We start from the raw sequence: 12,419 nt of genomic DNA, 5'->3' as shown, positions 1-12,419 counted from the left end.
TTTATATAGGACAATCTGGATTTATAATTTTTACTTCATTTAATTCGGATTCCTATCACGCACACATCATCTGTTTGAATATTATCGCCCATCCACGATTTCATCAGTTCATCCAGCATTCTTTTCTGCACCGACATTTCTTCTGTGTGAATGCTCAGTAAAGTTTCGCGCAAACGTTTCAGTGAGAATTTTCTTTCTTCCTCACCGCCGAACTGGTCGGAAAATCCATCTGTGAAAAGATAAATAATATCTCCGCTCTGCAAGTCAGTTTCCTGGTTCGTGAATGGCCGCATCTTATTATCGAAATAACTTCCAATTGAAAAACGATTTCCTCTCGACTGGATAAGCATTCCGTCGCGGATGATGTACATCGGGTTCACTGCTCCGGCAAATTGCATTTTCTTTGTTTCGTTTTCAAAAACACAAAGAGAAATATCCATTCCATCGCGCAACTCGCCCACTTTTTTATATTGATTCAATGTGTGCTGAATTCCTGCATTAAGATAATCGAGAATAGCGGCGGGACGAGTGAAATGGCGTTCGTGCACGGCCTGGTTCAATAAATTCTGTCCCATGAGTGAAAGCAACGCGCCCGGAACTCCGTGACCTGTGGAATCGACAACAGCGAGAAAAGTATGTTTTCCTTTTTGTTCTCCCCAATAAAAATCTCCGCTCAGGATATCTTTCGGTTTGAAAAGAACAAAAAGATCACCGATCTGGTCGCGCAGCATTTCTTCGGGAGGAAGGATCGCATCCTGAATTCTTCTTGCATAAAGAATACTCGCCGAAATATCTTTATTCTTCTGTTCGATGATGCCGAGATATCTCAATTGCAAAAGTGCACCTGCCATCGCATCGGCCACTTCGCGGATCATTTCAATATCATCTTCAGAAATTGCGTATGCAACTGATGAACCGATATTCACCGTGCCGAGCAATTGTCCCTGCGCGTACAATGGCGTAACAAGATAAGAACGCACACCCGCATCGAGATTTTCAAGATCGGAAATGGAATGATCCGTTTCTACATCAAGATCATTCACGAGATAATGTTGATTCGCACGAAGCATTTCCATATTGCGGAAACTCTCGAGTGGCAAAATCATTTTCCCCGGCTTGCGGTCACCGTCGCGGATCACAAAAACAAGATCGATGAGTTGTGCGCTTTCATCAAACAGTGCGATGGAAGTTCTTCGCAGATAATTTATTCTTTCAGCAAGACTGCCCAGCACATTTTCTGCAATGGATTCCAGCGAATGCGAATTCAGCAACTGCTCTTTCGCCATATTCAGCGTTTCTAATTTGCGTGAGTAACGCGCCAGTTCAATTTCGTAACGCTTCTTCTCCGTGATGTCGTTGAAAATTTCGATCTGGTTGAGTACACGCCCGTGCTCATCCACGATGGGCGTATTGGAAACTGCGAGCCATATTTCATTTCCATTCTTGTGATAAACGAGAAATTCTTTGTTGAATCCTTCGGCAAGTTTCGCCTGCTCGCGCACCATGGTGATCGCGAGCCGATCCGTGCGATGGCCCGCGAGTACATCGCCCGGCATTTTTCCTTTCACTTCATTCAACTGGTAACCGGTAATGCGTGTGAATCCTTCATTCACCCACTCGATCAAACCATCGGGATCACAAATAAGAACTCCATTGATCGTTTCACTCGCAACGAGCGATAATTTTTCAAGTTCCTGCTCGTATCTTTTTTTCTCCGTGATGTCGCGCGCTATCGCCTGAAATCCGCTGATGACCGCCGGCCTTGCTTCATCAAAAAGAATGCGCACCGTTTGCCCGATCCAAACCACTTTTCCATCGCGCGTAATTCCCGGGAACTCAAGATAAGAACTCAGTGTTTTTTTCCGGAATTGATTGGCATAAAAATTCCGCACTTCATCAATGTAATCGGGGCGAACCACATGCGTGAAATGTTTTCCAAGAAGATCTTCTGAACTATAACCGGTGATCTTACTCGCCACATCATTTACAAATGTGAATCGCCCGCGATAATCGGCAGTGAAAATAATATCGGTAGCGGACTCTACGATGTGGCGATAACGTTCTTCGATTTCTTTTCGGTCTGTAACATCAACGCCGATCCCGACTTTTATTCCATTCTCCAAAACGGTGTCGGACCATTGGATCCAGCGGACTGTTCCATTCTTTGCCTTGAGTGCAGCAACATAAACCGGAACATTTCCTTCCTGCGAAATAATAATTTTTTTCATCCGCTCATTTTCTTCCGGATCATCGGTACGCACTTTCCACCAGTTATCCCCCATCACTTCACTTTCGGTGTAACCGAGAATGGAACGAATGCTGCGGCTTACAAAAATTATTTTTCCCGATTCCTCAGCCGCGATCACGAGACTTTTTGAATTGTTGATCGCGGTGTCTGCAAAGATCAGGCGATTGAAAAGATTGAGCCGCGAAAGAACACTGATGTACATGATGACAATGCTGACCACCACACCCAGCAATAATAACCAGCGATTGAAAAGTGCATCTCCCGGTGAACCCGCCATTAGCAGTGCAACAGAAAATAAAAGCATTCCGGAAAAAACAGAAACAGATCTTACATTATCGAACACTACTCCTCCTCCACCAAGTGCAACGGCAAGAATGATCACCGTAACGGGATCAAGCTGATTGAGATGATTGATGTACAAAACATCAGCGATGAGCAATCCATACGCCACCTGCGAAAAAAGTGAAGGAAGTTTGCGAACAACAGGAACATAAAAAGTAGAAGCGAAAAATGCGATCAACACCACCGAGACAATGCTTCCTGTAGAAATACTGAAATTGATATCGGGACGGAAAAGTCCGCAGAGGATCAATGAAACAGGATAGATCAATCCAGAAAACAACAAAACCATTCTCGCCGTGTTCAGCTGGTAATCGCTGAATGAACGGTGGCGCCGGATGAAATCGACACGGAACCGCCGATAGAGAAACACGAGTAATATTCCAACGGTGCATAAAAATCCGAGTACAGAAAGATAGAACCAGATGGTGGCGTAGAAAGGCGGTGAAATAGAAAAAGAAAAAACATACGGGTTGCTCCACGTGTTATTGCTGTTGCCGGCCTTCACAAACAAATGATAATTTCCAGGCGGAAGATTGGTGAAAGAAATAATATTTCCCTGCTCGAGCGTGATCCAGTTCTGCTCTATCGGTTCGAGTTTGTACTGGAAACGGATATTCACACCCGCACCGAACTGTATTCCCGCCAATTTAAATGTGACCTGGTTTTGCTCATACGAAAGAACAGGATCGAAAGGAATTCCTCCCGGAAGAATGCTGTCGGTGAATTTGCTCCAGTCTGTTTCATGATTGAAGAGCAACACTTCTTTTATTTCCACCTGCGGAGGATTCGCACGCGCACGCTCTCCCGATGGTGTGTAAATGATAACGCCATCTGATGAACCCATCCACACGCGTCCGTCTTTCGAATGAAAAATCACTCCGGCAGAAAAATTATCGGTTCCAATTCCATCTTTGTACCAGAAGTGGCGGATGAATTGTGAATCGGGGGTGAACGTGATGCGATCCATTCCCATCGAGTGCGTCACGTACATCGAGTTCGATTCCACTGGTGAAATGGCGCGGATAAAATCGCTTCCTATTCCTTCAATTTTTTTATCGAGCGACTGGTAAAAATGCGTTTTGCGGTTGTAGCGCCAGACCCCATTGCGCAGCGTGCTGAAATAAATAAAGCTGTTATCGCCATTCACGGAATAAACCGGGAGAAACGGTGGCTGTTTTTTTCCGGTCATTTCCGGGCGCACAGCATTTCCATTCATCAATTCAAATAATCCTTTCGAAGTTCCGAGCCAGATCATTCCGTCATCTGATTCATAAATGTTCCAGATCGTGTTGTGCAGCAAAGTATTTCCAGTGCTTACATTCTCGAATTTTCCATCGGAAATAATTCCACTATTATTTTTCGTAAAAGAAAAACGGAACAACCCGTTCTCAGCGGTACCGATCCAAACCGATCCATCGCTGGTGTAAAGCATACTGATGATCTCTCCTGTATTTATTCCCGGGGGTGAATGAAATACAGCGCATTTTCTATTCTGCACAACGCCCACATTCCCATCTTCACTTCCGCAGAAAATAATATTTCCGTCGTTGGTCACTGCTCTCACATTGCGGAACAATCCATTCTGCTCATCATACTTCGTCACATCCAATCCGTCGTACATCGCAAGTCCGCCAGAAGTTGCAAACCACATATTGCTTTCGTTGTCCTGCACAATTCCGTGCACATCATTATCCGGCAAACCTTCTTTCACATTCACCGTCGTGAATTGATTCCCGTAAAAAAATATCAGTCCTTCTGTTTCTGTTCCGAACCACGTATTTCCCTGCCGGTCGGAAGTGATGCAGGTGATCTCATCATCGCCGAGCCCGTTCTGCCGGTCATAAATTTTGAAAGCAGAACGCGTGTAGTGAATGACTCCTTTTCCCGCTGTTCCCAGCCAGATATCGCCGAACATATCTTTATGCACGCAGGTAAAATAATCTGTCTTCGCTTTTTCGGGAAGTAATAACGGGGTGAGAATATTTCCATCATAAGAAAATAATCCCTCGCCCGCAGTTGCGATCCAGATCACATTATTCTCCGTCTCCACGATCCCGCGTACGTGCGCGTAATCAATTTTTTCCTGGTCGGTGAACGAGAAATTCGTGTACATGAAATTCTGTTCGTGAAAACAAAAAAGTCCATTGGCGCTTGTTCCTACCCATAGATTGCCGCGGGCATCCGCAAGGCCGCATTCAACGGGAAGCGCATCGACCGGCGTTGAAGTTTTTATTTTCTGGTATTTGCCATGAGAAAAAGAAAATATCCCTGCATCTGTTCCGAGTAAAGTTTCATTATTGATCCCGCTGAAAAAACATTTTACAGAATGAAAACCAGCTTTGAATGATTTATAAAGAATGAATTTCCCTTCTGAAAAAACAACAACACCGCTATCGGTAGCAAGCAGCACACCCGATTCATTTTCAGCAATGGCAGTGACTTCATTTCCCGGAAAACCATTCTCATCGGAATAATTATCGAATTCGGTTCCGTCGAATCGCGAGACTCCTGCTTCCGTTCCTATCCACAGGTAACCATCATGATCCTGGAATTCGCAAAGCACTTTCGACTGTGGCAATCCATCGCGGACAGAATAGTTGAGAAAATTATATTGTTGTGAAAAAACAAAAACCGAAAAAAACAAAAACACCTGCAACAACAGGAGGCGACGGAAATTGCGGTCAGTGAGTCGAGGAAAAAACATACACGAGGTGCTGTCTTAAAGATACGGAGAAGTTGGGAGTTCGCAGAGTGGGGTTCGGAGTAATCACTTCAGAACTTTTTTCACGATAAAATAAAAGAGTCCGATACTTGCAATGCTGATCAGGAGCAGCCAGAATTGTTGCGTGTACGAAGGATGAAGCAATTCATGATGCTGCTGGTCCTGTACATTCATCACGTTGAATTTCTGCACGCCGAATTTTTTTTCCAGAAAAGAAAGTTCATCTATGAAATTCATTCCGTGAGAAGCGCTCACATAATCGTCTTTTTCATTTTCAAATTTCCTGCGGCTCAGCCCGCAGAATTTCACCTCGGGTTTGCCATACGACTTGTAATCGGCGTAAATGATCCATTCCTCGCCGGGAGTAAAACTCATCTGGCAATCGCTTGTGCAATCGAATTCAATTTCTGTGCTCTCGTAACTTTTACCGTGAAAAAGTTTTTCAATAAGAAATTTCGCTTTCGAACTTTTATCACATCCCGAAACAGCCACCACTTTCCCAACGAAGATCACATCGTATTGCGAAACCGATGCATCAGAAACTTTTACAGCATCACAATCGCAGGCATCGGCGACAGAAAAAAGAAAAAAGAAAAAAATGAGAAATGGAACCCGCATTACAAAGAAGAAAAATCAAAATCGTGAATGAACTTTTCTGCAGAAGAAATATCGGTGTACAATTCACGGTCGGTGTCGAGATAAGCAACAGATTTCCGGAAATGCGAATGCAGCTTTTTCATTTGCGGAGAAGTTTTTAATCCTTCTTCCTTCACGCGCATGTCGAGCGCCTGCGCGGCCGTCATGAGCTCGATCGCGAGTACGCGCTCCGTGTTACGCACAACGCGCCCGCACTTGGTGGCTGCATTCGCGCCCATGCTCACATGATCTTCCTGCCCGTTCGAAGAAACAATACTATCGACTGAAGCCGGCGTGCACAATTGTTTATTCTGGCTGACAATGGAAGCGGCCGTGTACTGAGGGATCATCAAACCGGAATTCAATCCGGCTTTCGATACAAGCATTGGCGGAAGTCCGCGTTTGCCGGAGATCAGTAAATATGTTCTTCGCTCCGAAATACTTCCTATTTCAGCAATGGCGATCGCGAGAAAATCGAGTGCAAGCGCCAAAGGTTGCCCGTGAAAATTTCCTCCCGAAAGAATTTCATCATGCTGCGGAAATAAAGTGGGATTATCAGTGACAGAATTTATTTCAGTGATAAAAACACGTTCCGCATAGGCGAACGCATCGCGCGAAGCACCATGCACCTGCGGCATGCAACGGAAAGAATACGGATCCTGCACATCTGCTTTTTTCTCCTTCGGTTTATTTGCGATCTCACTTTTCTCAATGAGTTGAAGAATACGAGAAGCAGAATGAATTTGTCCCGGGTGCGGACGAATGTCATGAAGGCGCGGATCGAATGGCTCACGGAGTCCGTCGTATCCTTCAAGCGAAAGTGCGCCGATCGCATCCGCCGCTTCGAGAATATTTTTTGAGCGCAACAAAATCCACACGCCCCACGCGCTCATGAATTGAGTTCCGTTGAGGATCGCGAGTCCTTCTTTCACCTCGAGCGTAAGTGGTTTTATTTTTTTTTCCGCGAGAACTTCTGCTGCCGGGCGAATAGTGCCGAGTTCATTCACTTCTCCTTTGCCAATGAACGGAAGAGCAAGATGTGCCAATGGAGCGAGATCGCCGGAAGCGCCGAGTGAACCGTTCTCATACACGACAGGAAAAATGCGGTTGTTCCAGAACACAACCATCATCTGCACGGTTTCCAATTGCACACCGGAATTTCCGTGAATGAGTCCCTGTATTTTGAGGAGGAGCATCAATCGTACGATTTCAACAGGAACCCTGTCGCCGGTACCGCACGCGTGCGACATCACGAGATTTGCCTGGAGTTGCGAAAGTTGTTCGTTGGAAATTTTTTCATTCTTCAGATCGCCGAAACCGGTATTGATGCCGTAGATCGGATGTTTTGCATCGGCGATTATTTTATGCAAGCGATCGTGTGAAAATTTTACGCGGCGTTCCGCTTCGGCAGAAAGTTTGAGTTCGGGCAATTCACGAAGCAACTTCGAAATTATTTCGAGAGAGAGAGGTTTAGTAGGACAGAGTTCGTAGTTCATACGAGAGATATGTTTTTACCGCTAAGGCGCCCTTCGACAAGCTCAGGGCGAACTCCGGCGCCGAGTTTACGTGGAGATTCTTTTTATCAATTCATCTATTGTCAAACTCAACGCATTCCATTTTCCATTCTCCTGGAATTTCAATGCGATCTTCTGATCATGTTCAAAAGTATTTTCATCAACTGTTGCAGTGAATGGAATTTTTTTCGCTTCCACATATTTCGCCTGCTTTTCCCATTTCACATTGTCGGGATAAATTTCAGCGGCAATATTTTTTTCGCGGATCTGTTTGAGCAATTGCAGAGAAATCGTTTCGCTCTTTCCGCCTTTGTTGATGAACATCAAACGTGTTCCCACAGCGCTCATATCCACAGGATAACCAACTTCATTCAACACATCAAAGATCCTGTCAATGCCGAATGAAATTCCAACTCCGGAAACATTCGGCAGACCGAAAATTCCGGTGAGATCATCGTAGCGGCCGCCACCGCAGATGGAAGAAGTAAGTGTTCCGGCATTTGCTTTTACTTCGAAGATGGCGCCGGTGTAGTAATTCAGTCCGCGAGCCAAAGAAATATCAATTTCAATTTTAGAGTTTGACAATCCTAATTGTATAGCATTTTCAAAAACAAAATTCACTTCCTCAATTCCCTTTAATGCAACATCATTATTAGGGAAGTATCTCTTCAGTACATCAATTCTATCTTCTCCGTCAGGCACTGCCCAAAGACTATTGAGAAAAGAAATTAGTTTGTTTATTGAATCTGTTCCGATTCCCTTTTCGTTCAACTCCTTCCTTACTCCGTCCTCACCAATTTTATCGTACTTGTCAATGGCAACGGTGATATCCACAATCTTTTCTTTTTCTCCAATGACTTCTGCAATTCCCGCGAGGATTTTTCTGTTGTTGATTTTTATTGTCACCGGAACTTTGAAAACAGAAAACACTTCATCGATCATCTGCACCAACTCCACTTCATTGATCAGTGAATTACTTCCGATCACATCGGCATCACATTGGTAAAATTCACGATACCGACCTTTCTGCGGACGATCGGCTCTCCACACTGGTTGAATCTGGTAACGCTTGAACGGAAACGAAATTTCATTCTGGTGTTGAACGACGTAACGTGCGAATGGAACGGTGAGATCGTATCGCAACGCCTTATCCGAAACTTGTGGAAGCCAATGTGGATAAATTTCATCAAGCACTTCAGACTTTTCAATTCCAATCTGGTCACGAAGACTTTTATTACTTCTGATTTTAAAAATTAATTTGTCTCCCTCTTCACCATATTTTCCCAATAGAGTTTCCAAATTCTCCATCGCCGGCGTCTCTATCTGCTGGTACCCGTACTTTTTAAAAACGGAACGAATTGTATCGAAAATATAATTTCTCCTCACCATTTCGTCGGGAGAAAAATCACGTGTGCCTTTTGGGATGGATGGCTTCGAAGACATTTTATTTTTTCATTTCCTTTCATAGCCACTAATCGGTGGGCTATGATGAGAATGCAAATGAATTTAGGGTTTAATCAATCCGATCAGTTCCGTATAGCTCATCAACTTATCGTCTTTGTAAGATTCACTGCGAACCATTCCTGCAACCGGAGAATACCATTCTACTGATTTATTTGCTTTTCCTCCTGGCAAAGTCATGTTTCCCATTTTGGTGGTCACAGAACTCATGCTGCTGATCTTGAAGCAATGAAATGTTCCTGCAGAAGTGGTGTGATCTTCCACGGCATCCACTACGCGGTTATTGATGAGAATATCTGAAGTAGAAAATAAACTTCCGTTGCTGAACATCTGCATCGTCATGTGTATGTCATCGAGTTTTTCTCCTGCAGTGTATGAAGTTTTGTAAGGAACAAGACTTCCCAGCATCACTACTTTAATATTACTTCCGGATGCCTGCGGAGATGCCGAACCCATCATGTTGCCGAGATCCATCACCAGTTTATCCTTGAGACAGATCATGCGCACCGTTACATCGCGCGGTGGATCTTTTTTCTTCGCGTCCTGATAAGACGAAGTCATGGTAGCAATAGTGGAATCTCCACTCGTGGTAATGTCAGTTACTGTTGAAGTTCCTGTTCCTGTTTGTGTGCCGTCGGCTTTGTAATAACCGTTAGTTGCAACAGTTCCTTTTGTAAAAAAATCGTTGCCATCGCAGGCGTTCGATCCGGTGAATGCGAAACTCGTAAAGAGCGCTCCGCAAATTGCTAATGGTAGAATGATCTTTTTCATGGTTTGGTTCTTTAGGAATTTTGGTTTTAGATTTCTGCTCCTATCTCACCGGCTAACCGGTTGGATAATTTACACCGCGAGTTTTTTATAACGGAATCTTTTCGGCTCCGTTTCACCGAGGCGTTTTTTCTTATTCTCCTCGTATTCGGAATAAGTTCCTTCGAAAAAGTACGTGGAAGAATTTCCTTCGAACGCAAGTATGTGCGTACACACGCGATCGAGGAACCAACGGTCGTGCGAAATGATCACTGCACATCCCGCAAAATTATCGAGCGCTTCTTCCAGTGCGCGCATCGTATTCACATCAATGTCGTTCGTCGGCTCGTCGAGCAATAACACATTCGATCCACCGCGCAATGTGAGCGCGAGATGCAAACGGTTTCTCTCTCCGCCTGAAAGTATTTTCACTTTTTTACCCTGATCCTGTCCGTTGAAATTGAATTTTGAAACATACGCACGCGAAATAATTTTATGTCCGGCGAGTTCCACATATTCTGTTCCGCCGGTTATGGCTTCGAAAACGGTATGCTCCGGATTTATTTCTGCATGCGCCTGGTCAACGTAAGCGACTTTCACCGTTGGGCCGACTTTAAATTCTCCACCATCAGGTTTTTCTTCGCCCATGATCATTCGGAACAAAGTTGTTTTACCTGCGCCGTTCGGGCCAATGATGCCGACAATTCCTGCCGGCGGTAATTTGAAATTCATATTCTCATACAAAACTTTTTCTCCGAAAGCTTTTCCCACATTCACCGCTTCTATCACTTCATTTCCGAGGCGAGGCCCGTTCGGAATAAAAAGTTCGAGGTTGGCTTCTTTCGTTTTCACATCTTCGCCCAGCATTTTTTCATAATTCGCCAAACGCGCTTTCGATTTCGATTGTCTTCCCTTCGGACCTTTTCTCACCCACTCCAATTCGCGCTCGAGATTTTTTCTGCGCTTGCTTTCTGTTTTTTCTTCCTGCGCCAATCGTTTTGATTTCTGATCGAGCCACTCGGAATAATTTCCTTTCCACGGAATTCCTTCGCCACGATCCAATTCTAAAATCCATCCCGCAACATTATCGAGAAAATACCTATCGTGTGTAACTGAAATAATTGTTCCGGGATAAGATTGCAAATGATTTTCCAGCCACTGCACCGATTCAGCATCGAGATGGTTCGTCGGCTCATCGAGCAAAAGAATATCGGGTTGCTGCAATAGCAATCGGCACAAGGCAACGCGTCTTCTTTCACCACCGGAGCAAACATTGACCGGCGTATCGCCTTCGGGACATTGCAACGCATCCATTGCGCGTTCGAGTTTGCTTTCGATATTCCACGCGTCGAGCTGATCAATTTTTTCCTGGAGAACCGCTTGTCGCGCCATGAGTTTATCCATGTTGGCATCGGGCTCGGCGAATTTATTATTCACTTCTTCGAATTCGCGCAGCACATCCATGATCGGCTTCACACCTTCTTTCACAATGTCCATCACCGTTTTTGTTTCATCGAGTTTCGGTTCCTGCTCGAGAAAACCGATCGTGTATCCCGGAGAAAAATGAACTTCTCCGATGTAATCTTTGTCGACGCCCGCAATAATTCTGAGCAGTGAAGATTTTCCGGAACCATTCAAACCGATGACACCGATCTTTGCGCCATAATAAAATGAGAGATAAATATCTTTCAGAACTTGTTTTTGCGGAGGATGAATTTTTGAAACATTCACCATCGAAAAAATGATCTGTCTTCCTTCTGTTGACATAGGTGTGTGTTCTTTTTTTGGGAGGAGCAAATGTACGAATTAGTCAGCGGTAGGTGGTCGGCGGCAGGCCGCATGGACCGGTGAGGTTTTTCCCAATGAGAATCGGTGAAAATCAGTTTAATCCGTGGCAAAATTACTTACGGAAGTATGTTTTTCTACCAATAGGAAAGTTGCCACAGATCTCACAGATTCACCAGCCACCACCAAACATCAATCGAATCCTGAATTCAAATCCGACATAAAGACCATTTTCAGCCCACAGAAATCCCTGCGGGCGGGCAGGCAAAATCCAAAATCTCCTTTCGCCATTCTCATTTCTTAAAATACAAGGGATGCGCATCATTATATTTCCGCAAATAATAAAACATCATTTTCCTTCTCTTCGCTTTTCCCATAGTCATGAATTCTTTGTACAACACAGGATCGCGCTGGTAAAGTGGCTCCACATTCACGAGAATAAAATCATAAACATATCCGTTCTGCATATCCAGAACATATTGCTGCATGCTTTGCACCGGCGTGCTGTAAGTGGGTCCACCCATGGTTGGCCCTGTAGTCATGTAAGTCGTGTAGGTAGCCGTGAAATGACATAAACTTCCAATGACAACGATCCTGAAAAAATCGTTGTTGTAATGAATGTAAATGGAATTGTTCTCGCAGAATCCCCAGAGTTTCGCAGGATATAATTCCGTAAGATTTCCTGCCGAATCGAGATAGGTCAGCATTTTTCCACTGGTCACCTGCCGGATGAAATCAATTCGCGTACTGTCGATGTCAGAAACAATTTTCGCTCTCGGAACAGGAGCATTATTACGGAACTGGTAAAAATTCAGATACAGTCCGGGTTTGAATTTAAAATCGGAATTGTAAATAGCAGAATCTTTCTGCGCCAAAAGAATTTCTGATGCAGCGACGAAAAACAATAGCCACGAAAACCGGATCATCATTTCAAATATCGCAAGTTATTTTACCGCATAGGCGC

Annotated in this window: 7 protein-coding genes; all 7 read right to left on the bottom strand. The window is 44.4% G+C overall.

Annotation, left to right across the window (positions count from 1 at the left end; genetic code table 11):
- Positions 1–35: 35 nt before the first annotated feature.
- On the bottom strand, positions 36–5,294 hold the full coding sequence (locus HY064_12880; GenBank protein MBI3511549.1) for a PAS domain S-box protein: 5,259 nt from the start codon (positions 5,292–5,294) through the stop codon (positions 36–38).
- A gap of 63 nt (positions 5,295–5,357) precedes the next feature.
- Positions 5,358–5,930: a hypothetical protein gene (locus tag HY064_12875; GenBank protein MBI3511548.1), complete on the bottom strand. Its 573-nt coding sequence runs from the start codon at positions 5,928–5,930 to the stop codon at positions 5,358–5,360.
- Positions 5,930–7,444, bottom strand: a complete 1,515-nt coding sequence (gene hutH / locus HY064_12870) for a histidine ammonia-lyase (protein MBI3511547.1) — start codon at positions 7,442–7,444, stop codon at positions 5,930–5,932. Before hutH ends, HY064_12875 begins: the two co-directional genes overlap by 1 nt.
- Before the next feature lie 66 nt (positions 7,445–7,510).
- Positions 7,511–8,905 (bottom strand): histidine--tRNA ligase, encoded by a 1,395-nt coding sequence (locus tag HY064_12865; GenBank protein MBI3511546.1) that lies wholly within the window; start codon positions 8,903–8,905, stop codon positions 7,511–7,513.
- Between the two features lie 63 nt (positions 8,906–8,968).
- Positions 8,969–9,694 (bottom strand): hypothetical protein, encoded by a 726-nt coding sequence (locus HY064_12860; protein ID MBI3511545.1) that lies wholly within the window; start codon positions 9,692–9,694, stop codon positions 8,969–8,971.
- A 69-nt stretch (positions 9,695–9,763) separates the two neighbouring features.
- On the bottom strand, positions 9,764–11,437 hold the full coding sequence (ettA, locus tag HY064_12855) for an energy-dependent translational throttle protein EttA (GenBank protein MBI3511544.1): 1,674 nt from the start codon (positions 11,435–11,437) through the stop codon (positions 9,764–9,766).
- Between the two features lie 311 nt (positions 11,438–11,748).
- Complete coding sequence (locus HY064_12850; protein ID MBI3511543.1) at positions 11,749–12,384, bottom strand: hypothetical protein; 636 nt, start codon at positions 12,382–12,384, stop codon at positions 11,749–11,751.
- Positions 12,385–12,419: the final 35 nt, after the last annotated feature.

It is taken from the genome of Bacteroidota bacterium (assembly GCA_016194975.1).
In the GTDB taxonomy this organism is placed as follows: Bacteria; Bacteroidota; Bacteroidia; order Palsa-965; family Palsa-965.
This window is presented reverse-complemented; position numbering and strand designations above follow the sequence as displayed.